The sequence below is a fragment of the Arsukibacterium sp. genome, from assembly GCF_033722355.1.
Lineage (GTDB): Bacteria > Pseudomonadota > Gammaproteobacteria > Enterobacterales > Alteromonadaceae > Alishewanella.
This window is the reverse complement of sequence record NZ_JAWVZF010000006.1, coordinates 22,798-47,171: the sequence shown is the minus strand read 5'-3', so window position 1 is coordinate 47,171 and position 24,374 is coordinate 22,798. Positions and strand designations below refer to the sequence as shown.

The 24,374-nt window shown below is 48.9% G+C and carries 25 protein-coding genes and 1 riboswitch; of the genes, 12 read left to right on the top strand and 13 right to left on the bottom strand.

Features of this window, described 5'->3' with window-relative positions:
- The 3 genes from R3177_RS01645 to R3177_RS01635 all read right to left on the bottom strand — a co-directional run.
- On the bottom strand, nt 1-228 hold a 228-nt coding region (locus tag R3177_RS01645), incomplete at its 3' end, for a 1-deoxy-D-xylulose-5-phosphate synthase N-terminal domain-containing protein (RefSeq protein ID WP_318969303.1).
- 14 nt (nt 229-242) lie between these two features.
- Nucleotides 243-1,127: a (2E,6E)-farnesyl diphosphate synthase gene (gene ispA / locus R3177_RS01640; RefSeq protein ID WP_318969302.1), complete on the bottom strand. Its 885-nt coding sequence runs from the start codon at nt 1,125-1,127 to the stop codon at nt 243-245.
- Between the two features lies 1 nt (nt 1,128).
- Complete coding sequence (locus R3177_RS01635; RefSeq protein ID WP_318969301.1) at nt 1,129-1,374, bottom strand: exodeoxyribonuclease VII small subunit; 246 nt, start codon at nt 1,372-1,374, stop codon at nt 1,129-1,131.
- Between the two features lie 197 nt (nt 1,375-1,571).
- Here R3177_RS01635 and pomA point away from each other — a divergent pair, with 197 nt between their 5' ends.
- From pomA to thiI, 3 genes are all read left to right on the top strand, one after another.
- Nucleotides 1,572-2,345, top strand: coding sequence for a flagellar motor protein PomA (pomA, locus tag R3177_RS01630; protein ID WP_318969300.1), 774 nt, complete (start codon nt 1,572-1,574; stop codon nt 2,343-2,345).
- Nucleotides 2,342-3,298, top strand: a complete 957-nt coding sequence (locus R3177_RS01625; RefSeq protein ID WP_318969299.1) for a flagellar motor protein MotB — start codon at nt 2,342-2,344, stop codon at nt 3,296-3,298. The genes pomA and R3177_RS01625 overlap by 4 nt, the downstream gene beginning before the upstream one ends.
- Before the next feature lie 144 nt (nt 3,299-3,442).
- Nucleotides 3,443-4,906, top strand: coding sequence for a tRNA uracil 4-sulfurtransferase ThiI (thiI, locus tag R3177_RS01620; RefSeq protein ID WP_318969298.1), 1,464 nt, complete (start codon nt 3,443-3,445; stop codon nt 4,904-4,906).
- On the opposite strand, the gene R3177_RS01615 is transcribed toward thiI, so the two are convergent.
- Both R3177_RS01615 and R3177_RS01610 read right to left on the bottom strand, forming a co-directional pair.
- Nucleotides 4,899-5,816, bottom strand: coding sequence for a 2-dehydropantoate 2-reductase (locus R3177_RS01615; protein WP_318969297.1), 918 nt, complete (start codon nt 5,814-5,816; stop codon nt 4,899-4,901). The genes thiI and R3177_RS01615 overlap by 8 nt on opposite strands.
- Nucleotides 5,783-6,139: a VanZ family protein gene (locus R3177_RS01610; protein WP_318969296.1), complete on the bottom strand. Its 357-nt coding sequence runs from the start codon at nt 6,137-6,139 to the stop codon at nt 5,783-5,785. Before R3177_RS01610 ends, R3177_RS01615 begins: the two co-directional genes overlap by 34 nt.
- A 94-nt stretch (nt 6,140-6,233) precedes the next feature.
- On the opposite strand from R3177_RS01610, the gene R3177_RS01605 reads away from it, so the two are divergent.
- Nucleotides 6,234-6,716: a YajQ family cyclic di-GMP-binding protein gene (locus tag R3177_RS01605; protein ID WP_318969295.1), complete on the top strand. Its 483-nt coding sequence runs from the start codon at nt 6,234-6,236 to the stop codon at nt 6,714-6,716.
- A 75-nt stretch (nt 6,717-6,791) separates the two neighbouring features.
- Nucleotides 6,792-6,979: riboswitch (cobalamin riboswitch) on the top strand.
- Between the two features lie 36 nt (nt 6,980-7,015).
- On the top strand, nt 7,016-8,869 hold the full coding sequence (locus R3177_RS01600; protein WP_318969294.1) for a TonB-dependent receptor domain-containing protein: 1,854 nt from the start codon (nt 7,016-7,018) through the stop codon (nt 8,867-8,869).
- A gap of 12 nt (nt 8,870-8,881) precedes the next feature.
- Here R3177_RS01600 and R3177_RS01595 read toward each other — a convergent pair whose 3' ends face one another.
- Entirely contained in the window at nt 8,882-9,733 is an 852-nt protein-coding gene (locus tag R3177_RS01595) for an alpha/beta hydrolase (protein WP_318969293.1), read from the bottom strand.
- Nucleotides 9,734-9,888: 155 nt separating this feature from the next.
- Here R3177_RS01595 and gdhA point away from each other — a divergent pair, with 155 nt between their 5' ends.
- Nucleotides 9,889-11,241 (top strand): NADP-specific glutamate dehydrogenase, encoded by a 1,353-nt coding sequence (gene gdhA, locus R3177_RS01590; RefSeq protein ID WP_318969292.1) that lies wholly within the window; start codon nt 9,889-9,891, stop codon nt 11,239-11,241.
- A gap of 47 nt (nt 11,242-11,288) precedes the next feature.
- Here gdhA and R3177_RS01585 read toward each other — a convergent pair whose 3' ends face one another.
- From R3177_RS01585 to ettA, 4 genes are all read right to left on the bottom strand, one after another.
- Nucleotides 11,289-11,936 (bottom strand): energy-coupling factor ABC transporter permease, encoded by a 648-nt coding sequence (locus tag R3177_RS01585; protein WP_318969291.1) that lies wholly within the window; start codon nt 11,934-11,936, stop codon nt 11,289-11,291.
- Between the two features lie 66 nt (nt 11,937-12,002).
- Entirely contained in the window at nt 12,003-12,377 is a 375-nt protein-coding gene (locus tag R3177_RS01580) for a DUF6746 family protein (RefSeq protein ID WP_318969290.1), read from the bottom strand.
- A 151-nt stretch (nt 12,378-12,528) separates the two neighbouring features.
- The gene (locus R3177_RS01575; protein WP_318969289.1) at nt 12,529-13,194 is read right to left on the bottom strand and encodes a DsbA family protein; all 666 of its coding nucleotides are present in this window, start codon (nt 13,192-13,194) and stop codon (nt 12,529-12,531) included.
- 134 nt (nt 13,195-13,328) lie between these two features.
- Nucleotides 13,329-14,990 carry an energy-dependent translational throttle protein EttA gene (ettA, locus tag R3177_RS01570; protein WP_318969288.1) on the bottom strand — a complete coding sequence of 554 codons (1,662 nt, stop codon included), beginning with the start codon at nt 14,988-14,990 and terminating at the stop codon, nt 13,329-13,331.
- 157 nt (nt 14,991-15,147) lie between these two features.
- On the opposite strand from ettA, the gene R3177_RS01565 reads away from it, so the two are divergent.
- Together R3177_RS01565 and folE are read left to right on the top strand one after the other, a co-directional pair.
- A complete protein-coding gene (locus R3177_RS01565; protein ID WP_318969287.1) occupies nt 15,148-15,501 on the top strand; it encodes a DUF2750 domain-containing protein in 354 nt (117 codons plus the stop codon).
- A 111-nt stretch (nt 15,502-15,612) separates the two neighbouring features.
- The gene (gene folE, locus R3177_RS01560) at nt 15,613-16,257 is read left to right on the top strand and encodes a GTP cyclohydrolase I FolE (RefSeq protein WP_318969286.1); all 645 of its coding nucleotides are present in this window, start codon (nt 15,613-15,615) and stop codon (nt 16,255-16,257) included.
- Nucleotides 16,258-16,318: 61 nt separating this feature from the next.
- Here the strand turns inward: folE and R3177_RS01555 are convergent, their stop codons facing one another.
- The 3 genes from R3177_RS01555 to R3177_RS01545 all read right to left on the bottom strand — a co-directional run bounded on the left by R3177_RS01555 (nt 16,319) and on the right by R3177_RS01545 (nt 20,733).
- Entirely contained in the window at nt 16,319-19,294 is a 2,976-nt protein-coding gene (locus R3177_RS01555; RefSeq protein WP_318969285.1) for an EAL domain-containing protein, read from the bottom strand.
- A gap of 119 nt (nt 19,295-19,413) precedes the next feature.
- Nucleotides 19,414-19,596, bottom strand: coding sequence for a PA3496 family putative envelope integrity protein (locus tag R3177_RS01550; protein WP_318969284.1), 183 nt, complete (start codon nt 19,594-19,596; stop codon nt 19,414-19,416).
- A gap of 87 nt (nt 19,597-19,683) precedes the next feature.
- Nucleotides 19,684-20,733 (bottom strand): glutathione synthetase, encoded by a 1,050-nt coding sequence (locus tag R3177_RS01545; RefSeq protein WP_318969283.1) that lies wholly within the window; start codon nt 20,731-20,733, stop codon nt 19,684-19,686.
- 132 nt (nt 20,734-20,865) lie between these two features.
- Between R3177_RS01545 and R3177_RS01540 the strand changes: the two genes are divergently transcribed.
- From R3177_RS01540 to R3177_RS01525, 4 genes are all read left to right on the top strand, one after another.
- Nucleotides 20,866-21,408 (top strand): sigma-70 family RNA polymerase sigma factor, encoded by a 543-nt coding sequence (locus tag R3177_RS01540; protein ID WP_318969282.1) that lies wholly within the window; start codon nt 20,866-20,868, stop codon nt 21,406-21,408.
- On the top strand, nt 21,405-22,079 hold the full coding sequence (locus R3177_RS01535) for an anti-sigma factor domain-containing protein (RefSeq protein WP_318969281.1): 675 nt from the start codon (nt 21,405-21,407) through the stop codon (nt 22,077-22,079). Before R3177_RS01540 ends, R3177_RS01535 begins: the two co-directional genes overlap by 4 nt.
- A 123-nt stretch (nt 22,080-22,202) precedes the next feature.
- Nucleotides 22,203-23,786, top strand: coding sequence for a DUF4331 domain-containing protein (locus R3177_RS01530; protein WP_318969280.1), 1,584 nt, complete (start codon nt 22,203-22,205; stop codon nt 23,784-23,786).
- 10 nt (nt 23,787-23,796) lie between these two features.
- Nucleotides 23,797-24,288, top strand: a complete 492-nt coding sequence (locus R3177_RS01525) for an Ig-like domain-containing protein (RefSeq protein WP_318969279.1) — start codon at nt 23,797-23,799, stop codon at nt 24,286-24,288.
- The last annotated feature ends 86 nt before the right edge of the window (nt 24,289-24,374 follow it).

The following is a 24,374-nucleotide window of genomic DNA, read 5'->3' as shown; positions in this document are numbered from 1 at the left end:
CCAGATTAAACGGTCAAAAGGGGTATTATAGACATAGTGTAATGCTACAGTCAGTTCAACCGTACCCAGACCAGAGGCAAAATGTCCGCTGCTCTGGCTGACAGTCTTCAGTAAAAAGCGGCGCAGTTCAGCACTGAGCGCGGGCAATTTATCCTGAGGTAACTTACGGAGCTGCTCAGGCACATTGGCTGTAGCTAACAAGGGGAAATCGGTCATATCTAATGCCATCTTCAATGCCTTTATTAAAACTTACGGGCGATAATGTAATGCGCAAACGCTTGTAACTCATCGGTATCGTAGGGCAGGCAGCTAAGTGCTGCCAATGCATCCTGATAAAGCTGCTGTGCTTTTGCTTTTGCTTGTTCCAGGCCTATAAGTGCCGGGTATGTCATTTTATTTGCTTTACAGTCAGACCCCTGGGGTTTACCAAGCACAACGGTATCACTTTCAATATCCAGAATGTCGTCCTGTACCTGAAACGCCAGGCCCATTGCACTGGCAAAGGTGGTCAGGGCGTGCAGTGTTGCCGGGCAGTCAAGTTCACTGCTGTAGTAAGCCAGTTGCACCGCACATTCAATTAAAGCGCCGGTTTTTAAACGGTGCATCTGCTCCAGCGTGGCTAAGTCAGTATGCTGATTAGTCTGTGCTAAATCTATCGCCTGTCCGGCACACATTCCCGCTATACCGCTTGCTCTGGCCAGAATCGATATCCGCTTCAGCCTGCGCGCTGAGCTAAGATCGCCTGATCCATCTGACAGCATATCAAATGCCAGTGCTTGTAACGCATCGCCTGCCAGAATAGCGGTAGCTTCATCAAATGCTCTGTGGCAAGTCGGCTTACCACGACGAAGATCGTCGTTATCCATTGCCGGCAAATCGTCATGAACCAGCGAGTAACTGTGCAGGCATTCTATCGCGCAGGCGGCGCTGTCAAGATTGGTTAGTGAGGCACCCAGCATAGTGCCACAGGCATAGACAAAAAAAGGCCGGATCCGTTTGCCGCCGTTGGTCAGGCTGTAGGTCATTGCCTGATGCAAACGAGCCGCAGTGTCAGGCTGGGCGGCAATCCGCCGTTGTAGTTGTTGTTCAATCCGCTGTTGATACAACGTCAGGCTTTCTGGTGCCAAGTTATTCTCCTGGCGGTGGCGTAAAGGCCTGCAGAGTTTCCTGCTGTTGTTGCTGCAACAGGAGCTGGACTTTCTGTTCAGCGCTTTGCAGTTGCTGCTGGCTTTGTTTTACCAGGCTTACCCCACGTTCAAACTGGGTTAGTGAGGCATCAAGCGATAAGTCGCCCTGTTCTAATTGCTGTACAATGTTTTCGAGTTCGGCCATAGCCTGCTCAAACTGGCTCAGGTCGGCTTTTTTCTTACTCATAATTATCCCCAAAAAAACTGTGCGCAACGTTACCTTAGCAGGCTATTATGGTCAATCTTAACGGATAAGTGAAAGCCTAAATTAGGTCTTTTCTGTAATTCAGTGCTTAATATTTACGAAGTTTTGTCGATAACCGACTATACGCTAATATATCATAATGATAATGCCCGCTTGGGGTCTGTATTAAGGAGTAAATAGTGGATATAGCAACCCTGATTGGCTTAATTGGTGCCATCGGCTTTGTAATCATGGCGATGGTTATCAGTAGTAGCGGTGATGTCGGTATGTTTGCTGATCTCGTCTCGGTGCTGATTGTGGTAGTGGGCTCTATATTTGTGGTGATTACCAAATTCACGTTAAGCCAGTTCCTTGGGGCAGGTAAAGCGGCAACAAAAGCGTTTATGTTCAAAATAGAAGCACCGGAAGAATTGATCGAAAAGGCCGTTCAGTTAGGTGATTCCGCCCGCAAAGGCGGTTTTTTAGCGCTGGAAGAAGCTGACATACCCAATGCCTTTATGCAAAAAGGCGTCAATATGTTGGTTGATGGTCACGATGCTGATGTGGTCAGAGCCACCTTACTGAAAGATATTAACCTTACCGAAAAAAGGCATGAAACCGCGATTGCCATTTTCAGAAGTTTAGGTGATGTGGCGCCGGCAATGGGTATGATAGGAACCCTGATAGGTCTGGTGGCCATGTTGTCAAATATGGATGATCCGAAAGCGATTGGCCCGGCTATGGCTGTAGCCTTGCTTACTACGTTATACGGCGCCTTTATGGCGAACGTTATTGCTATCCCGCTGGCCGATAAGCTGGCGATTCGCAATCAACAGGAAAAAATTAATAATCAGCTGATTCTGGATGCGATTCTGGGTATTCAGGATGGGCAAAACCCGAAAGTTATTGAAGGCATATTACGCAATTACCTTGCTCAGGGTAAACGCGAGGTCGCAGCCGGAGAGCCGGCATGAGTGATCAGGACGAGCAGGAATGTAAATGCCCGCCGCCAGGCTTGCCCCAGTACATGGGGACTTTTGCTGACTTAATGGCGTTATTAATGTGTTTCTTCGTGCTGTTATTAGCGTTTTCTGAAATGGACGTGCTGAAGTTCAAACAAATTGCCGGTTCCATGAAGTTTGCTTTTGGCGTGCAGAATAAAATTGAAGTTGAGGATATTCCCAAGGGTACCAGTGTTATCGCCATGGAATTCCGCCCCGGTCGGCCAGACCCGACACCGATTGAAACGATTCAACAGCAAACCATGGAAATTACCCAACAGGTTATAGAGTTTCAGGCAGGGGAGGAGGACTCAGCCGGTGGCCGTCAGGAGCAACGGGATGATATGACTGGCGGTCAATCTGCCGCCAATGCCGAAGAAACTGCAGATGCCGAAGCCGCTGCAGCCGAGGCCGCTGCAGAGGCGATGCAGGAGCAGACGAATGAGATGGTTAAAAAGCTGGCCGAGCAGCTTGAACAGCAAATTGTGGATGGCGCCATTGAGCTCGAGTCGCTTGGGCAACAAATAATTATCCGGATCCGGGAAAATGGTTCCTTCCCGTCAGGATCTTCGTTTTTACAGCCCAGATTCCGGCCTATTATTCAGCAAATTGGTACCTTGTTAAACGATGTCCCGGGTGAGATAACGGTCAGTGGCCATACCGATGATATTCAGGTATCAGACGAGCTGCACAGTAATAATTGGGAGTTGTCTGCCAAACGGGCTGTATCTGTGGCTACTGAGCTTATCCGTGCGCCGGACTTTGACCGGCAGCGTGTGGTCGTAATGGGGCATGCCGACACCCGGCCACTGGTAGAAAACGACTCTGAATTAAACCGCCGGCGCAACCGCCGGGTTGAAATATCGATAATGCAGGGGAAACCTAAGGAATCAGAACCAATAAGTTTTGAACCTGAAGCTAATTAGGTCTGCTAAGCATCAAGTCGCTTAATCAAATCTAAATAATACGATAATTAAAGCCAGAGCGCGGCACGGTATTAGGTGTTCCTCTGGCTTTGCGCTATAATCCGCGCCACTTTTTTAGCGCTGTTACTGTCATGTCTGAACGTTATGCTTGAATTTATTATTAAACTGCACCCGGAAATATCAATTAAAAGTAAGTCGGTTCGCAAACGCCAGACTAAGTTGCTGGAGCGAAACCTGAAAACCATTCTGACTCAGGTTGACCCGGCTGTCGTCATTACCAATTCATTTGATCATCTGACGGTCAGTTGTGTCAACAACACGCCACAGATCCGCAGCAAGCTTATTGAGCGCCTGGGCTGTATTCCGGGGATTGTCACGTTTTCTGAGATGCGTACCGCGTCCTTTACCGACTTGCATGATATCTATCTGCAGGTGCTGGCTGTTTATCAGTCACAGCTGGCAGGCAAAACATTTTGTGTAAGGGTGCGACGGCAGGGCAAGCATAGTTTTAGTTCGATTGAAGCCGAGCGGTATATCGGAGGCGGCCTGAATCAGCAGGTTGCTTCGGCGAAAGTGCAGCTGAAGCAACCTGATATTACCATTAAGCTGGAAATTAAACAGGATAAATTGTTACTGTTAAGTGAGAGTTTTCGCGGCATGGGTGGCTTTCCGCTGCCATCGCAATCCGATGTGTTATCGCTTATTTCCGGCGGCTATGACTCAGCGGTAGCCAGCTATCTGATGATCCGTAAAGGGCTGCGCACCCACTACCTGTTCTTTAACCTTGGTGGTGCAGCGCATGAGGCTGGCGTGCGGGAAGTCGCATTGTATCTGTGGCAGAAATACAGCCTGTCGCACCGGGTAAAGTTTGTCAGTGTCGATTTTGCTCCGGTGGTTAATAATATTCTGGAACAGGCAGATAACGGCGTAATGGGAGTTATTCTGAAAAGAATGATGCTTCGGGCCGCAAGTCAGGTTGCACAGAATCTTGGTATCAAGGCCGTGGTAACCGGTGAGAGTATTGGCCAGGTATCAAGCCAGACAATTGCCAATCTGGCGGTGATTGACCGGGTGATACCCGATTTAGTGCTCAGGCCGCTTATCTATCATGATAAGCAGGACATTATCGACATTGCCCGGCAAATTGGCGTGGAAGAGCTCGCAAAAAGTATGCCTGAGTATTGCGGTGTAATTTCGAACAAGCCGACCGTCAATGCCGTGCCAAGCGACATCGAACAAAACGAAAGTAAATTGGATATGTCGTTATTGCAGCAGGTGGTCAGCGCGGCAAAAGTGCTGGACATCCGGACGATTGACTACCAGGCAGAGCAGGAAGCACAGGTGGTAACCGAGCGCAGCGAACTGTCGGCTAATGCTGTTATTCTGGATATCCGTAGTCCTGAAGAAACGGAGCAGTTGCCGTTCGAAGAAAGTGGTTTACCGGTTATTGAGTTACCCTTTTTCCGGTTAGCCAGTCAGTTTGCCACGCTTGATCCCAGCCGTCATTACTACTGTTACTGCAGTAAAGGAGTAATGAGCCGTTTGCAGGCTGTGTTGCTGCACGAACAGGGACACCGGAATGTTTCCGTGTACCGGCCTGCTAGTTAGCAGTAGCTAATGCGACAATCCGGTTGAGCATTTGCAGATTGGCGGGCACTGCAATCCCCAGCTGCTCTGCCTGCTGACATACGTAACCACAAATGGCGTGGATTTCAGTTGGCCGCTTCGCAGCAACGTCTTGTTGCATAGACGAAAAATTATTGGCGGTAGCGGCTATTACCCGGTAAACCTCGGCCACGCTCTGGGCTGGCTGCATTGGATAGCCCAGTGCGGTAGCAACCTGACAGACTTCAGTTACCAGGGCCTTAATCTGTTGCTGGTAGCGGGGGGACGCTAGTTGGCCGTTGCGACAGTTCTCTAATGCGCTTAATGGATTAATCGCTGCATTAACCGCCAGTTTCTGCCAAAGTAGCGGCTGAATATCACTGACCACTGTCAGAGGCCCCAGCGCTGCTGTCATTGCTGTAATAATAGCATCGTCTTCAGTACTGGCAGCAGTCAGTTTTGCCAGATAGCTTTGCCCCAGTCCGGTGTGAATAACCTGATCAGCTGCAGGTTTGTATGCGGCCTGGCTGGTTGATAGAAACCACAATCCCTGGTCGGGATGTCGTTCCTCAAGCAGGGGTTTAAATGGAATAATACCGTTATGGCTTATTACCAATTGGGCGTCAGGCCTAAGCGCCGGTGCTAACTGATTAATTGCATTTGCCACATCATAGGCTTTTACTGGTATCAGGACACGCGGTATCAGACGGTCAGCTTGCTCGGATGGCAGTCGCATTTGCTGTTGCTGATGGTCAATGCCGGTATATGTCAGTTCAACTGGCGCCGGTCGCTTCAGCCACAACCGCGGCGAATAGCCGGCATGATAAAGCCTTGCCGCCGCCAGCAAGCCAATAGCGCCGCGGCCGACTATGGTCCAGCTTAACGCTGACGACGTGGACGGATTTGATGCCACAATGCACGAACCAGATAAAATACGATGACCCCGGCGATATCGGCCAGCCAGTCTAACCAGTCACCACTGCGACGGGTGAAGTAGTGCTGAGCCAGCTCTACTGCGCCGCCATAAATTCCCAGTAAAAAGAATGCGGTAACAGGGGCAAGTTTAAAGCCTTTCCATAACAGCGCCGTCAGTAAGGTAAAAATGCCAAAATGTGCCAGTTTATCAATATGAGCAAAGCCTGCTCCAATCCGGTGGCCGCTCAGCTCAGCCAGAAAGCCGGCGGTAGCCAGCACAAAACACACGACACATACCCAACGATAAAAAATCTGTGGCACAGCAACCCCCGACATAGAAACGGCGCTCGGATTGTAACAGTTTTCTGGTTATAATCACCAGCAGACAGAATGGCTTATGCTAAGGAGATTTAACATGCCCTCATTCGATATCGTCTCAGAAGTCGAGCAACAGGAAGTACTCAATGCAGTTGAAAATGCTAATCGTGAACTCGCCACCCGTTTTGATTTCCGGGGTGTGCAGGCAGATTTCACTCTGAAAGACAAAGTGATCACGATGAAAGCTGAAGCAGAGTTTCAGCTGCAACAAATGCTGGAAATTTTTCTGGCTAAAGCGGTAAAGCGTGGCCTGGATGTTCGTTCATTTAAAGAGGGTGAAGTCGTTCACTCTGGCAAAACATATAGCCTGAGCGTCAGCCTGTTGCAGGGCATAGAGCAGGATATGGCAAAAAAGCTGGTTAAGCTGATTAAAGATAATAAACTGAAAGTACAGGCGGCTATTCAGGGGGATCAGGTGCGGGTGACAGGCAAAAAACGTGATGATCTGCAAGAAGCAATCGCCCTGGTTAAAAGCAGTGAGTTAGAGCAGGCTTTTCAGTTTACTAATTTTCGCGATTAATTGTTTTTTGCTTTTGGCCGTCTGGATATCTATTGACATTTTTCACTTCAGCGTTACACTGCACGCGGCCTGATAAGGGCCGCTTTTTTTTCAGGTGCTGCAGCGCGCTGCAGTTAAACGGGAATCTGGTATAAGCCAGAGCTGCCCCCGCAACGGTAAACAACTATCAAAGCTTTGAATACCACTGTCAGCTGATGGGAAGGTAAAGTTTTGGCGCAAGCAGGTTGTCAGCCCGGAGACCGGCCTGAAAAGCCCATAAACTAACGAGGATGTGCGGTGGGCACATTGTAGGAGCTTTGATGTTTAAACCTGCTTTTGCAACTATACTGGTTGCGTCCTGCTTTCCGGTTGCTGCCGGAAGTCAAATTGTCAGTAATAATAGCGCTGCTAACGCGGCGACAGCTAGCCAAGCGCTTAGCCCTCAACCAACTGAAGCCTCAGCGATAGAGCATATTAGTATATATGCCAACCGTACCAGCAGGCCGGCGCAGGACGTACTGGCCAGCATAACCGTGCTTGATCGGGCCGATATCGTGGCGCGGCAGGCCAACGATCTACCCGAATTACTGGCTCAGTTAGCCGGTATTAATATGTCACGGGATGGTGGCCGTGGACAAAATAGTAGTGTGTATCTGCGCGGTGGTAATACCGGCCATACCCTGGTGCTGGTTGATGGCGTGCGCACTGGCTCTGCTACACTGGGCTATAAACCTTTATCAATGGTGCCTCTGGAGCTGATAGAGCGGATTGAGGTTATCCGGGGGCCCCGTGCTGCCTGGTACGGCTCAGATGCGTTAGCGGGGGTTATTGCGATTACAACCCGGCGCAGCAGTACCTTAGAATTGCATGCTGATGCCGGTAGTTTCGGTCAGGCCGGGGCCAGTATCAGTGCCAGTGAACAACTGCAAAAAATAGCATTATCAGCCATTGCCGGTGTCAGCCAGGCTGATGGTTTCAATGCCCAGCCAGACCAGGATCCTGATAGCGATGGCTATCAGCAGCACTACCTGAAAATGTCGGCTGATTACCAAACAGACTTTGGCTTGTGGTCAGCTCAGGCTGATGTCAATTCAGGGTTTAATCAGTTCGATACCAGTTTTGGTACAGAAGATGAAACCGACACCTTGAGCCGGACTTATTTGTTTGCCTGGCAGCAAGACGTTGGCAGCTGGCAGCATCAGGCTAAGCTCAGCCAGGCGCTGGACAGTGACACGACCTTTGGGCCGGATTCAAGAAGTCCTTTTGTTACTGAACGGCAAGAATTTAACTACCAGCTGGCGACAGACTTTGCCGCGGGTCTGGAATTTGTCGGCGGTGTTAACTGGTATCAGGAACAGGTCGCAAAATCTGCGACGGCTTATGAGCAAACCAGCAGAATTAATCGCGCGGTCTTTGCCGGCCTGAATTACCAGTATAATGCGGTGCAGCTGGAAAGTGCTGTCCGCCACGACGCTATTGACCACTATGGTGCAGAAACAACCTGGCAGCTTGCAGCAGGCTATCAGTTTAGTCATCACTGGCAATTGAGGGCTAGTCGGGGCACGGCATTTAAAGTACCGTCTTTTAATCAGTTGTATTTTCCGGGCTATGCAAACCCTGATCTGCAACCAGAAGAGTCGAGGTCAGATGAACTGGCACTGAGCTACGTTCATTCTGAGACAGAGCTGCAGCTTGCCTGGTTTGATCGCAAGGTCACAAATCTTATCCAGGGTATTGAACAGGCCGAAAATGTGCTGTTGGCAACGGTTAAGGGAGTTGAGTTCAGCCTACGCAGGGATTGGCAGCATTGGAGCAGCAATGTCAGCTATAGCTGGCTTGATACTCAAAACCGCAGCAATGACCGCAAACTGGAGCGCCGCCCCGAAAATACCTTGCATTGGCGTGGCAGTTATACGGCTGACAGCTGGTCGGCCTTTATTACGGCAGATTATCAGAGCGCCACCTATCAGGGGGCTGACTGGTTTAGTGGCGAGCCTTTCCCTGATGCGCCTGCTCATACGGTATGGGGAGCAGGGCTGAGCTATGTGTTTTCACCAAAACTGACGTTCAGGGCAAGACTGGCAAATCTGACTGATAAGCAGTATTACACCAGCCGGGGTTATGCTACAGCAGGTGCTAATTTCCGGATATCGGTCAGTTATATTTTGCAGTAAGCCGTCACCTCTCTAATCAAGCCAGGCTGAGATCAGTCTGGCAACTTCATCGGCGGCAGTCATATGACAATGATGGCCGCCATTAATCTGCCTGACGGTTAACCGCTGGTAATGCGCTTTTGTCTTCGCCAATTTCGTGACAAAAGGCCCGTCAGTGGCTAAAACTGCCAGCACCGGCGCTTGTACGGCCTGGCATAGCTGTTGCGCCTGGCAATCAGAAAGCCGGTGTACCGACGTGCAGCGCAACCGGTAGTCATTACGCCAACAAATACCAGCAGGCCCTTTGATAGTACCTCGTTCTGCCAGAAGTAATGCATGTTTTAAGGCAAAGTCACTGTTGGCCTGTCTTGCTTTTGCCGCTGCTGTAAGATCAGGATAACTTGGCCTGCGTTTCGGTGGCGTTTTCAAACGCGACAGGATCCCCGCGCGTAGCTGGGCACTGCTGCTTTGCTCTGCGCTGACAAAACCGAGACTGTCAAGCAGCACCATACGTGCCACCAGCTCTGGAAATGCTGCTGCCAGCGCCGTGGCTACCATTCCTCCCATAGAATGACCGATAACGGTAAGTTTCTGCCAGCCTTGCTGCTGGCAAAGTGCCACGACATCCTCAACCCAGTCAAAAAAATAATAATGTGCGTCGCTGCTGCGCTCAGCAGAGTGACCATGGCCGGGAAAATCCAGTGCCAACAGTGGCAGCCGCGGTAGATTCGCGGCCAGTGGTATAAAACTCGCTGCATTATCCTGCCAGCCATGCAGACACAGTACTGGGGGCTCAGCAGCGCTAAAAGCAGACCGGTTGGCCAGAGCAGCCAGTTGCATGCTATTTTTATAGCCAGCTAAGCTAAAGTTAACTGAGTGATCCATCAAGGGGAGTTCCACCGTTTACCATCATTAATTGATAAATAATTTTCATTACCGGCATTGTGCCAACGTGAACCGGCAATTGACAGCTTGAGGTACAGCCTGTGATTGTCGGTGAGCTTCAGCAGTAAGCCGGTTTTATTAAATAGGTTAATACTATGTCTTATACTCATAATACAATTACCAAACTGCGCAAAAGCAGTCCGGCCCAAACCGAATTTTATCAGGCTGTGGAAGAGGTATTAGACTCGTTGGTGACGGTATTGGATGAAGACAGTCGCTTTTGTCAGCATTCCATTATTGAACGTATGGTTGAACCCGAGCGGCAAATTATGTTCCGGGTGGCCTGGGTAGATGATGAAGGAAAAATACAGGTTAACAAGGGCTACCGAATTGAATTTAACTCCGCACTGGGACCTTATAAAGGCGGATTGCGGTTTCATCCGAGTGTGACGACCAGCATAGTAAAATTTCTTGGTTTTGAGCAGGTGCTGAAAAATGCCTTGACTGGCTTGCCGTTGGGCGGCGCTAAAGGTGGCGCAGATTTTAACCCCAAGGGGCGTTCAGATGGCGAAATTATGCGGTTCTGTCAGGCATTTATGAACGAGCTATACCGGCATATTGGCCCCAGAACAGATGTGCCTGCTGGCGATATCGGGGTGGGGACTCGCGAGCTTGGCTATATGTTTGGCCAGTATAAAAAGCTAACCAATCAATTTAACGGTGTACTGACTGGCAAAGACATCCTGTGGGGCGGCTCACTGGGACGGAAAGAAGCAACCGGGTACGGCTGCGTTTATTTTGCCAAGCATATGCTCGAAGGCATTGATGACACGCTTGAAGGTAAAGAGTGTCTGGTGTCTGGCTCTGGTAATGTGGCTATTCACACCATTGAGAAACTAATCGATTTGGGAGCCAGACCCATTACCTGCTCGGACTCGGACGGCACTATTTACCAGAAAAAAGGCATTGATATAAAGTGTTTGAAACAGATAAAAGAAATCGAAAACGGCAGGCTCAGTGATTACGCCAAACACAATCCTGATGCTGAATATATCAGCAGGGAGAACTATCCCGATGATGGCAATGCCGTATGGCGCTTTAGCGGTCAGGTGGCTTTTCCCTGCGCGACTCAGAATGAGTTAAACGCAGCCGACGCCCGTGCGCTGCTGGATAACGGCTGTATTGCAGTGTGCGAGGGCGCCAATATGCCCTGTACATCGGAGGCTGCTGATTTATTTCTCAAAGCAGAAATCGCTTATGCCCCCGGCAAAGCTGCCAACGCAGGTGGGGTGGCGACCAGTCAGCTTGAAATGGCCCAGAACGCCAGTATGCAGCGCTGGACCTTTAAACAGGTGGATGACGAGCTCAGAGACATCATGCTGGACATCTACCAGCGCACCCGCGATACCGCTGCTGAGCTTGATCAGCCAAACAATTTAATCCTGGGGGCGAATGTCGCCGGTTTCAGACGGGTGGCTGATGCCATGATCCAGCAGGGCGTGGTGTAATGGCGTAACCGGTACTGATTTATAGTGTTATTATCTTAAAGACAGGCTTAGCGATCCGGCGACAGATACTCATTGTCGTAAAAAGTTCTGAGCCAGTGCGGACGGTAAACACTCATCAGGGTAATCGCCATACCATTTAGTAATGCTTCTGCAAACCAGATAAGTAATGCCAGCTGCAGGTAATTCTGATAAATACTGCTCCAGCTATAATGGCCCTGCCAGTGAAACCAGAGTGCTGTCAGTGTCATTTTAAAGGTGATGGTCAGTGCGGCATTGGCAAACCCGGCCACAAAAATATAGATAAACAAATGACGCGGTAAATACTGATAAGATAACGCGAATATCAGGTAACTGAATAGTGCTGGCAGCATTACCGTCAACAATGCGGTGCTGCCTGCATCAGCCAGACTTGTTTTACCGACCGCAACCAGAAAGAAAATCGCAAGACTACCGATCAGCCAGGCTATCCGCCAGCCATGACATAACACCAGCGTGGTTATTCCGAGCAAGTGCAGTTCAAGGCCAGGTTCAATACCGGCCTGTACTGACCAGAGTAGCGCTGTCACTACAATGGAACTTAGCCATAAATGCTGGTAACCGGTATCCGACTTTAGCTTAAATACCAACTCACGAGGGAAAAACCGTAATAACAGTGCCAGCCAAAGCAGCCAGGTGGCACCCTGCCATAAGTTCATCGGCTTCTCCCGTTTACCCAGATTTATATCAGTATACCGGGCCGGCTGCTTTGGATCAGCTGCAAATTATTTTACCAGGGTGGTGGCAGTCTCCAGATAGCGTTCAGCCTGCTGTTTTACTTTAGAGAACTCCATATTTTCTGAGCCCAGATGAACGTCCTCTAATACGGCTTTTAATGTTGTTGTTTCGCCGTGAATCTTTTCAAGCGCATTTTCAAGTGTGTAAGTCAGCTGGTGAATTTCCACCATAGCTTCCGGGCTCAGATCGCCTTGTATCAATTGCCGGAGTTTCTGATTATTTGTCCGGAATAATTCGATAGCTTCAGTTAATGTTGCCGCTGACTGGCCTTTGAAATGATCAGGTCGCTGGTCATCAGCGACAGCAGCGCAAGTGAAGCTGACCAGAAACAACCCGGTAGCAACAGACAAAACAGTTTTCATAAAACCCCTTAATGCATATGATAATAGTTATCAGTTACAGTACCATAATCAGCCACAGTTGCAATAAGATTTTCAACCCATGATTGGTTTAATTCAGGGCGTTGCTGCGGTGCTCGCCCATTATTAAAGCCCTGGATAATCTGGTGTCAGATTACTGCTGTTTAGCCATCAGATGGTCGATTAACGCCAGGTAGGTCTCCAGATCATTGATGTCAGCATGGGGCAGAATAAGATAGCGACCATTGACGACCAGTGCCGGAACACCACCAATTTCATTGCTTTGCATTTCGCTGGCGCTGCGCTGCATTTTAGCCATCACTTGCTCGCTGTTTTGTGCGAGATTAAAAAAAGTAGTCTGATCTACCTGATGTGCACTTAAAAACTGTTGTAAATCGAGCGGGGTCATTTGTTGCTTCTCGCTGTACAACTCGAGCAGTGGCTTGGTTAAATATTCAAGATCCATTTGCTGCAGCGTATAAAATATCCGGGCATCGGTCTGCCAGTGTCTGGCAACAGCCGCGTGTTTACGGACCAGCGTCAGCTCAGGACGGCGCAATAAAATGGTTTCAAGAACCGGCTCAAAACGCTGACAGTGTTGGCAGCCAAACCAGAAGTATTCTACCAGATAAGGGGGATTAGCCTGCTCCGGGTCGATATTGTTGACCAGGCGATAATGTTTATCGACTTCAAATTGCAACATCGGGCTGGTTTGTTGCTGTGAAACAGCGGCGCTGTCAGCAGGAAGACCTGATGTATCCGGTTCAGCACACGCCACCAGTAAGCAACTGATACTGGCAACTGCCAGTGCTTTAGTCATTTTCAGCCAAGAATTTATACCCGTCATATGCACCTGCAAGTTTTTCGTAAAAAATACTGTAACTACAGGGCTGCAAAGGCATGTCAGTTAGCGAGAAACTGACTACTCCGCTGCCCTGAGGGTTACTGCCAGTTTTAAATCTTCTTATATTTTATCCGGTGAGGCTCCAGCGCTGCCGCGCCATAAGTGGCTTTAAGCCATGCTTCGTAGTCTGAGTAGTTACCTTCAAAGAAATTTACCTGTCCTTCGTCACGGTAATCCAGAATATGCGTTGCTATCCGGTCCAGAAACCAACGGTCGTGCGAAATCACCATGGCACAGCCCGGGAAGTCGAGCAGAGCGTTTTCCAGTGCCCGTAACGTTTCCACATCTAAATCGTTGGTGGGCTCATCCAGTAGTAACATGTTACCACCTGCTTTAAGAAGCGCTGCCAGATGTACCCGGTTTCGTTCCCCGCCAGATAATTCGCCGATAAATTTCTGTTGATCATTGCCTTTAAAATTAAAACGGCCGACATAAGCCCGGCTTGGGATCTGAAAGTTACCAATTTGCAGCATATCCTGGCCGTTTGAGATTTCCTGCCAGACGGTGTTTTTTGGATCCATACTGTCACGGAACTGATCAACACTGGCCACTTTAACGGTATCACCAATTTCGATGCTGCCACTGTCCGGCTGTTCACTACCGGTTATCATTTTGAATAATGTGGATTTACCTGCACCATTCGGGCCGATAATGCCAACAATAGCGCCTTTAGGTACGCTAAAACTCAGATCGTTGATCAGCAGGCGATTAGCAAAGGATTTGCGCAAATGACTGACTTCCAGCACTTTGTCGCCAAGCCGTGGCCCAGGCGGAATAAACAACTCATTCGTTTCATTGCGCTTTTGAAACTCCTGGCTTTGTAACTCTTCAAAGCGCGCCATTCTGGCCTTGCTTTTTGCATGGCGGCCTTTGGGGTTAGTACGTACCCACTCCAGTTCTTGTTTAATAGAACGCTGGCGGGCATTCTCCGTTTTTTCTTCCTGCTGTAAACGTGCCTCTTTCTGTTCAAGCCAGGATGAATAATTTCCTTCCCACGGTATGCCATAGCCACGGTCAAGTTCCAAAATCCAGCCAGCAACGTTATCAAGAAAATAACGGTCGTGGGTAATCGCGACCACGGTACCGGGATAGTCGTGCAGGAAACGCTCCAGCCAGGCTACAGATTCAGCATCCAAATGGTTGGTTGGTTCATCAAGCAACAGCATATCAGGCCGCTCAAGCAGCAGCCGGCATATCGCGACCCGTCGTCTCTCACCACCTGACAAATGGCCGATGTTGGCATCCCAGGGCGGCAGGCGCAGTGCATCTGCTGCCCGCTCCAGAGTATTGTCAAGGTTGTGGCCATCTTTGGCCTGGATAAGTGCTTCCAGCTCACCCTGCTCGCGGGCCAGTGCATCAAAATCAGCGTTTTCTTCAGCATAAGCTGCGTACACCTGATCCAGTCGGGCAAAAGCGTCTTTAACATCGGCGACAGCTTCTTCAACAATTTCCCGGACTGTTTTGCTGGTGTCCAGCACAGGTTCCTGAGGCAGGTAGCCAATTTTGGTGCCAGCCAGCGGCCGTGCTTCACCTTCATATTCGGTATCAACGCCTGCCATAATCCGCAGCAGGGTTGACTTACCTGCTCCGTTTAAGCCCAGCACACCGATTTTGGCGCCTGGGAAAAAAGACAAAGAAATATCCTTTAAGATGGTTTTTTTCGGCGGGACAACTTTTGACACCCGATGCATGGAATAAATGTATTGCGCCATAGTGCTCTTGCTATTAGTGATTAAGGTTGGCGCAAATTGTACGTTATTTTCAGGTGTCAGGGAAAGCCAATGGCTGGCGCAACGATAATGATGGCTTTTTACCCGCTAAATCTGTTCTAATAGCAGCTATTATTAGCCACAGAAATGCAGGTATGTTATGGCCGAGTTTGAACACGATCCGAATTTTCAGAAATTTATTGAAGAAGCCAAAACCAATGGTGTGGTCTGGACACTCGCCGATGGCGAAGATCTGTTGGTGGTAGAGTCTGTTGAGTATGAAGAAACGGACGTAATGCCTTTCTGGTCTAACAAAGCCGATGCTCAGGCTCACTGCTCAGACGAATGGTCTGGCTATAAACCGGAAGCGATTCCGCTGGATGTGTTTTGTGAAGGCTGGTTAAAAGAAATGTACGATGATGGTGTACTTATCGGCACCAACTGGGATGAGTCATTAAATGGTCCGGAAGTCGAGCCCCGTGAGCTGCTGGAATCTCTGGCGAGGGTTCAGTAACCACGGCGAATGATGATTAACCTGGTATTTCAGATAAAGTTGAGTTGATTACTAAACTAATGGTTTTATTGCGCCGTAAAAGCAGCACCTAACCTTAGTTGGATTTAAGCTATGTTGTCAGAAGAAGCAATGTTAGTGCGCAGCGCACTTGAGGCACAGGGGCTGGAAACCCCGATGCTGGACAATGGTCTGTCCAGAGATGAGAAGTACCAGAAAATCTCACAGTTAATGACGGAGGTTGTCGGCACCCTTGGTCTGGATTTAACCGATGACAGCTTAAGTGAAACCCCGCATCGCATTGCAAAAATGTATGTTGACGAAATTTTCGGCGGATTAAATTACCGTAATTTTCCGAAGATTGCGTTGATAGACAATAAAATGCAGGTGCGGGAAATGGTTAAGGTGAAAGATATCAGCTTTACCAGCACTTGCGAGCATCATTTTGTGACCATTGATGGTAATGCGACGGTGGCATATATTCCGCAGGGCAAAATTATCGGTTTATCAAAAATAAACCGCATTGTCCGGTTTTTTGCACAGCGGCCTCAGGTACAGGAACGTTTGACCCAGCAGATATTGCTGGCGCTGCAAACTCTGCTGCAAACTGAAGATGTCGCGGTCACGATGGAAGCCGTGCATTATTGTGTCAAATCGCGTGGTGTCATGGATATGAATTCGAAAACGCAGACCACTGCGCTTGGCGGATGTTTTAAAAATGACGGCCGGACCCGGGCAGAATTCCTGGCCCGTTATTAACTCTGGTTCTGACTGCAATATAAAAAGGGGCGTCGGCTCCTTTTTATATTGGATTAAAACCTTACTGGTCTGGCCCTTGCTGCCTGATAAATTGAGTTGCCTGCTCTGCGTTTAAGGGTTTGCTGTAGAAATAGCCCTGTATTTCATCACAACCTAATGTTGCCAGAAAATCGCATTGCGCCTTCGTTTCGACACCCTCAGCAATGGTTTTTAATCCCAGATTGCCGGCCATATTGATAATGGCATTGACGATGGCTTTGTCCTGATTATCTGTTAATAAATCACGGACAAAAGATTGATCTATTTTCAGTTTGTTCAGCGCAAAACGTTTCAGATAACTTAACGAAGAGTAACCGGTACCAAAATCGTCAATTGCAATATTAATACCCCTGGATTTAAGCCCTGCAATCAGTGCTATGGCCTTTTCCGGTTGCTCAGCCATGGCGCTTTCGGTAATTTCCAGCTCTACCTTCGCTGCAGGCACACCGCTGAATTCAATCACATTATTGACAAACTGCTGCAAATTTTCCTGTCGAAACTGAACACTCGATAAGTTTATTGCCATATTCAATTGCCGGTAGCCGGCGCTATGCCAGATGCTCAGTTGTTGCAGCGCAGTTATGATGACCCACTCACCGATGGCTACTATTAAACCATTGCGCTCAGCCAGCGGAATAAACTCTGCTGGCGAGACCTGACCGAAATCTTCATGGTGCCAGCGAAGCAGTGCTTCAAAGCCGATCAGCTGATTGCTGGCCAGAGAATACTGAGGTTGATAAACCAGACTTAACTGGTTCCGATCTATAGCCCGGCGCAGCGCATTTTCCAGCATTAAATTCCGGGTATGAAATTGCTGCATATCTGCGGTGAAAAACGAATAGCGGTTGCGACCGCTTTCTTTTGCTTTATACATCGCAATATCAGCATGCTTGTATAACTGATGAAACTGCTGGCCATCCTCTGGATACATGGCAATGCCAATTGACATTGATAGGGTAAGCTCCTGACCGGCCAGATAATAAGGCTGTAAAACAAGCGGCAGCATGCGCTCAGCTAAATGGGCGGCGCCATTGGCATCAGTATCAGGTAATACCATGACGAATTCATCACCACCAAGCCGGCACAACGTATCTTCGGCGCGGCAGAGTTTGCGTAGACGGTAGGCCACCTGAATCAGCAGTTCATCACCTGTTTCATGGCCAAGCGTTTCGTTGATCTGCTTAAAGCGGTCTAAATCCATAAACAACATGGCCAGGGATTGCTTATGGCGTTCAGCATGCAATAGTGCCTGTTCGGTTCTGTCCATCAGCAGGCTGCGATTAGGCAGCTGGGTTAGCGGATCAAAGTGAGCCAGAAACTTTATCTGGGCTTCATCCTCTTTATATTGAGTGATATCACTGAACAGGGCTACATAGTGACTAATCTGATTCTGTTCGTCTTTAATCTGACTGATAGACAGCCATTCCGGGTAGGGGCTGCCATCCTTGCGCCGGTTCCATATTTCGCCCTGCCAGCTGCCCTGCTGTGCTATGGCCTGCCACATATGTTCGTAAAAGTTTTTGTCCTGCCGTCCGGATGCCAGTATCTTGGGGTTCTGGCCAATAACTTCACTGGCACTGTAACCACTTATTTTAGTGAAGGCCTGATTAACCATGACAATTTTCTGGTCGGCATCGGTAATCAGTACGCCTTCTGAACTCTGTTCGAACATCCTTGCCATTAATTGTAATTTCAGTTCTGCTTCTTTTCGTTCGGTAATATCCAGATGAATACCGACCGTCAACGCTGTTTTCTGTCCCTGTTCGTCAAGCAGGGTTTTCCCCCGGGATAAGATCCAGCGCCAGCTGCCATCGGCATGCCGCAGGCGAAAGGTACTGTCATAAGTGCTGTCAGGTTCGCTATGCTGTAAATAGTGCCAAAAAGCGGCGCAGGCTTGTGCTTTATCTGCGGGATGCAACAGATTAATCCAGCAACTATTCAGATTATTGGGCTGACTGTCGGCAAACTGACTTCTCTGATAACCCAGCATGCTGTAATACTCGCTGCTCGCCGTTAACTGATTATGCTGTTGCTGAAATTCCCAGCTGCCGCTGTCAGAGGCTGCAATAAACGACTTTTGCCGTTGCAGCTCAGTATGCAGCGCAGCCGTGCGTAACTGAACCAGCCGTTCAAGCTGATATTTATGCATCCGGGTCTGGATCAGCTGTGCCGTCAGTGCCGCCAGCATGGCGCTGAACAATAATGCCAGCAGTTGCTGGCCGTACGCGGTAAACTGATCACCCCAGCCAAAAACCGGTACCAGTTGCAACTGCCACTGACTGTCGCCAAGTTCAATAAACTGAACGACCGGGTTACTAAATCCGGTTGTAACAGACTGCCGAATCAAGACCGAGTCATTATCTTTGGCAACTGATGTCAGACGGTAATGTAAACCTTGCTGGCGCAGCGTATCCAGCCGGTCTAACGAGGTTAAATCGGTCAGCCGCAGAGTGACATTTACCAGCCCCCACCACTGCGGGGGAGCGGCTTCGATGAAAACCGCCAGCCTGCCAACAATGCCCATACCACCCTGTTTCAGTTCATACGGGCCGGTAACCTTAACATCATGACTGGCCAGACTTGCTTTGGCTGCAAGTGCCTGCTCAGGGTCCCGCATAATCTGGTAGCCCAGCAGATCACTGTTGCCGGTTTGAGGATACACTGCGGCAATTGTGCCTTGCGGGGCTACTGACAGAGCCGTGGTGTTTGGATAACGTTGCCACAATTTTGCGGCAAATGCGTCGAACTGACTGATATCGCCCCTGTTCTGCTGAACAAAAGCGGCCAGTGCATTGGCTGCACTGACTTGGTAATTCAGTTCATGTTGCACGGCCTGGGCAAAACTACTGGCGCGGGCACTTACCAGACGCTGTTGATTCTGCTGTCGCTGATCTTTGAGATAGTCGGCCAGACTTAGCGATAATGCCAGTGTCAGAGCAAATACCAGAACTGTTACTACGATATTAAAGCGACGCTGTTTTTTTAAAAGTTGCGGCATAAATGATTGAAGCGAGTCAGCAATTGAGGTATTCAACTGCTTATTGTAGCAAAGAAGTGCTTGAAACCGGCAGCGATTATCACTCCTGCCGGTTTACCTGGCCAAAAAAAGCTCAGCCGTTAATCATCCAGCTCCCAATCGTCGAGCAATTCACGTAATCTTCTTTGCTCCATCAAATCGTCAATCCGCCGCCGGGCTTCATACTTCTGTTTTGCTTTACTGTCTTTGCTGACTTCTTTGCGCAGCTCGATGTCAGTAGCCAGATCATCTTCTTCAATTTCCGGGTTAACCGCTAACAACATAGACAATACCTCCGCTTTTTTTGCCTATTTACCGTTATTCCGTCGGATTAAACAGTGAATTTTTTTTTATTTTACGATAAAAAATTTTTACTCAAGCGCGATATGTAATTCAGCGGCGGCCAGCAGCGGTTGAAATACCTGTTTACGGGGCGATATATTTCGTTTGCTTTCAATGATAGTCTCAATAAAATCAATCACTTTTTCTTGAAGTCTAACTTTGTTAAGGCGGTTAATCCGGGCAATACCCCCCGGGCTCATGACATTTACTTCAATCAGTTTGCCGTTAATAACATCTATACCGGCAAAAAATAAACCGTCACGGGCTAACCTCGGGCCAATATGGGCACACAGTTTCTTTTCCTGTGCGCTGAGCTGATATTTAACCACAGTGCCGCCGGCATGCACATTGGAGCGCACATCATCAGCCGGTGGAATGCGTCGCATGGCACCGATAGGCTGGCCATTTAGCATCAGGATCCGGATATCGCCCTGCTCGGCACCTTCAACGTATTCCTGCAAAATTACGTAGTTGCCTCTATCACCATCCCCGATATAGAAATCCAGCAGCGAGCGGGCACTTTGCACCGCCGATTTTTCCATAACGATAACGCCTTTACCGCCGTAGCCATTCAGTGGTTTTAAAATCATCTTTTCATTGACTGACTCTGCTAGTACCCGGGCCAGATAGTCTTTATTCTTAGAAACATGGGTAACAGGGATAAACTCATTAGCCGGGTCGTGTAACGACGCCGTATACATTTTGTTATTCGCAATCCGGATGCCGTCTAAGTCATTCATAATAAACGTATCTTCACGTACTGAATCAAGAAAGTTCAGCACAATCGGGTCCAGCGGTGGATTAAGTCTGACAAAAATGGCATCAAACGCAGCCAGTGGCAGTTTTTGCTGATTAAACGCGACCTTCTGGTAAAAACTGGCAATATTGCTGGAGATCTTTTGCCCCTTAACAACCACTTTGCAAAAGGCCATAGCAACACTGTCACGTACGGTCAGGTTATTGGCGTGAGTAATGGCGACGCTGTGGCCGCGGCTTACTGCCTCATGGATCATCCGGATGGTGCTGTCGCCATCAGGCATAACTTTTTCCCACGGATACATCAGAAAACAAATACGCATGTATTACTCTTTCAATCAATGATGTGCTAAGCATAATGGGCCCGCAAAAAAAAGGAAGCCCAGAATAATTTGGTTGCATCCAGTTACTGAATTCTTTCGTACTTTAAAAAGAATAATAACAAGGAATTTCACATGGAAACATCGCAACAACAGCTGTTGGAGTGGCTATATGCTACTGCCAATGGTAATCGCTCAGCCTTTGAAAAATTATATCAGGCCTGTTCCGGAAAGCTATTTTCAGTATCGCTGCATTTGCTGCGCCGCCACGACTGGGCTGAAGATGTACTGCAGGACGCCTTTGTCAGGATTTGGCATAACGCGGCAGATTATCATGCGGATAAAGGCACGGTGATGACCTGGATGATCAGCATCACCCGCTACCGGGCCCTGGATTTACTGAAGTCACGCCGGATTAAAGCAGAACATCTTGATGTAACCGACGATTTAGCGGCAGAGATAAAGCCGGGGGAGGTGCTGGGCTTAACCAGGGAAAAGGTTAAGTTGGATGAATGTATGGAAACGTTAAGCCAGGAACAGCGTCAGTCAATTCAGTTGGCTTACCTGAATGGCTTAAGTCACCACGAAATTACTGAGCACACCGGCTCGCCACTGGGTTCGGTGAAAAGCTGGATCCGGCGCGGTCTGACGCAGTTAAAGAGGTGCCTTGAAGGATGAACTATTTATTACCCCAAAGGCTTGATGCACTGGCTGTCAATTATGTGTTGGGCGGCATGCAAGGCAGAGCACGGCAACGGTTTCAGCGCCTCATTGCCACTAACAACCAGGTACGCAGTACAGTATGGCACTGGGAGCAGCACTTGAACCCACTGGCAGCATCGTTACCTGCTACCACTCCACGTGCTGAAGTATGGCAAAAAATCCAGCGCCGGCTGGGCTGGCTCTCGCAGGAGCAGGTTGTCAGTCGCAGTAGCCGGCCACTGTGGCTCAGTCTGGCCGCGGCAGCCTGTGTCATGCTGGCTGTTATATTTTTACAACCAGTTACGCTAATACCAGCAACAACCGAAGTGGCGATTATTCAGACCACTGACGCCAAAGCACTGTGGCTGGTTTCGCGAAAAGAGCAGCAGCTGATGTTAAAAGCGACAGCAGCAGTCACTGCCTCGACGGAAAACGACTATCAGCTCTGGATGTTACCTGCAGACGGCCAACCTCCCGTGTCACTTGGCATTTTACCTCAGCAAGGTGAAGTAACAGTGCAATGGCCTAAAGCGGCTTTGGGGATTGATATCGCTGCCCTGGCGGTCAGCTTTGAGCCTTTGGGGGGCTCGCCCACCGGCCAGCCAACCGGACCAGTGTTATTTACCGCCGAAGTTATCGCGATATAAGCACTAATTCAGATGTAAAAAACCGCTGCGGCGGTTTTTTTGCATTTCTTCTCTCTGACTGCATCCAGTGCGACGGGTCTGTCGTTACTAGGTGGCAACTTAAATAAAAAAAGGATCCAGATTATGCAACGTTCACTCTTATTTTTAGCAGTTACATCGGCACTGAGTGCGGCAATTATTGTTAATGATGTTCAGGCATCGAGCCATCGTGAAGCACCCAGTATTACCCGCTCGCCCACAGTCGATGCGACTGATTTTTATGTTTTTAACAGCTATGAGACCGGTCGTGAAGGCTATGTCACGCTCATCGCCAATTATATTCCACTACAGGATGCGTATGGCGGCCCTAACTATTTCGCGCTGGACCCATCGGCAGTTTACAGTATTCATATTGATAATGACGGCGACGCCATGCCTAACATGACTTTTAACTTCAGGTTCAAAAACACCCTGGCTAATGATGGTGCAGGCGTGGAATTACCTATTGGACCGACTGGTAATCAGCGGATGGTTGCGGTACCGCTTAAAAATGTTGGCGGGATCAGTAGTGACAGCAGTGCAGCGCTGAACTTTATCGAGAACTATACGGTAGAGCTGGCATCTGGCAATTCAAGCAGTATGTTAATACCGGGCGATGGCGCCATGCATTTCACCAAGCCTTATGACTTTGTTGGTACCAAAACGTTTACCAGTGCCGCCGATTATCAGACTTATGCAGACCAGTATGTCTACGATGTAACATTACCAGGCTGTGAAGCATCAGCACGGATCTTTGTTGGCCAGCGTAAAGACCCGTTTGTCGTAAACCTTGGTGAAACTTTTGATTTGGTAAACTACGTACCGGTAGAAGGAGACAGCGCACCAGGGGCTGGCGACGGTGATGGTTTTCCGGGTGGCATTACCCAAAGTAGTGCCAATGATGACTTGCGCGACAAAAATGTTACATCGCTGGCGGTGGAAGTGCCTAAAGCCTGTATTACCGGCAGTGGTAATGGTGTGATCGGCGCATGGACAACGGCCAGCTTGCCTCAGGCCCGCATTTTAAACCCAAATGCGACTTTTCAACGGCCGCAAGTTAACGGTGGCGCTTTAGTTCAGGTTTCACGGTTAAGTAACCCGCTGGTGAATGAGTTGGTTATCGGTCTGGCGGATAAAGATAAATTTAACAGCAGCAAGCCTGCTGCTGATGGCCAGTTTGCTGATTATGTTACCCATCCAACGTTACCTGCCTTACTGAATATTCTGTTTAAAGATGCGGTAAATAGTACGCTGGGTACCAGCATAGAAAATTTAGCGCCGTCTAATTTCCCGCGGATGGATTTGGTTAATGCATTTTTAACCGGCGTGGCCGGTGTTAACCAGTTGGCAACCGTCACACCATCTGAAATGTTGCGGTTAAATACTGCAATCCCAGCAAAATCAGCTGCGATGCAGTCTCCGTTTGGTGTGGCTGGTGATGATTTGGCAGGCTTCCCCAATGGGCGTCGGCCGGGCGATGACGTTGTTGATATTGCGCTTCGGGTAGTGATGGGGGCGCTATGTCACGATATTCCGGTGAATGGCACGCCGACCAACCTGGGGTACTGTATGCCTGAAGATGCACCAGTAGGTAATGTCCCTTTTACAGATGGTGCGCCAATAAATGCATCAATGCTGAACAGTCAGTTCCCCTATTTACTGACACCGCTGGCAGGCTCACCTAATTAAGGAGGTTGTAATGAACAACGTCATGTTAAAAACAACCGTTGCATTAATATTATTAACAGGATTAGCAGCATGCGACAGTAGTAGTGATAAGCCCAATCAGCCTCCTCAGTTCGGTGGTACCAGCTTTGTTACTGAGACAGATGTGGTTATTGCAGACAAGTTGACGGCGACTGATCCTGATGGTGATCAGCTCGGTTTTAATTTGTTGTCAGAGCCCGACAATGGTTCAGTTGTCCTGCAAAGTAGTGGTGATTTTGTGTATACGCCTGCTGCAGAATTTACCGGCGATGATAGCTTCAGAGTACAAGTCACCGACGGCGAAAACATTGTACAAGCGACAGTCAGTATAGATGTACAGGTGGCAGTGGTATCGTTTCTGAATTACAGCCGTAGCGCTTTTAGTCAGGATGCCAGTGCTATACCGTTACCGGTTAATGGTCGTGAGTTTACGATGGATGCCATGGCTGAAGCAGATTACGCCGATCTGTTACAGGGTCAGTAACAGGGAGTAAGGCGGGGCGGTTTGCGCCCCGTTTTTTTAATAGCCTATGACAAAATACCTACTTTATATCATGTTGCTGCTGAGCC